The organism is Sphingomonas sp. S-NIH.Pt15_0812 (genome assembly GCF_003951315.1).
Classification (GTDB): domain Bacteria; phylum Pseudomonadota; class Alphaproteobacteria; order Sphingomonadales; family Sphingomonadaceae; genus Sphingomonas.
The window spans coordinates 1-579 of the sequence record NZ_QLJH01000104.1; the positions used below are offsets into that span (position 1 = coordinate 1).

Genomic DNA, 579 nt, shown 5'->3' on the forward strand with positions numbered 1-579 from the left:
TATACGAGGTATGGGCAGCCTTACCGCCGCGGTCTATCGGATCGAACAGCGCGACATCCTGACCCGCGATCCCGATCATCCCGCGCTGAGCGTACAGGGCGGTCGCCAGTCGTCGCGCGGGGCCGAACTGTCGGCCAGCGTCCAGCCGGTCGCGCCGCTGCGCCTGTCGGCGGGCCTCGCCTATACCGATGCGCGCTATGACCGACTGTCCGAGCTGGTCGGCGGGGTGCGGGTCGATCGCAGCGGCAAGCGGCCGATCAACGTGCCGGCGACCACGGTCAACGGATCGGCGTTCTATACGATCGGGCGGGTGACGCTGGGCGGGTTCCTGCGTGGGGCGGGGGCCTTCTACACCGACACGGCGAACAGCATCCGCGTCGCCGGCCACCGGCTGGTCGATGCCAGCCTGTCGGTGCCGGTCGGCGACCATGCGACGCTGACCCTGCGCGGGCGCAACCTGACCGACCGCTTCCATGGCGAATATAGCGGCTATCCGCTATATTCGCCATGGAAGCGGTCGGTCAGGTTGCGCCCGCGCAGGGTCAGCGTCGCATGGTAGCCGACCTGTATCTAATACAA

1 protein-coding gene is annotated in these 579 nt (G+C 67.9%); it reads left to right on the forward strand.

Annotated elements, in window-relative coordinates:
- The coding region (locus BRX43_RS20090) for a TonB-dependent receptor (protein WP_125996802.1) at positions 1-559 on the forward strand (559 nt) is incomplete at its 5' end.
- Between the last annotated feature and the right edge of the window lie 20 nt (positions 560-579).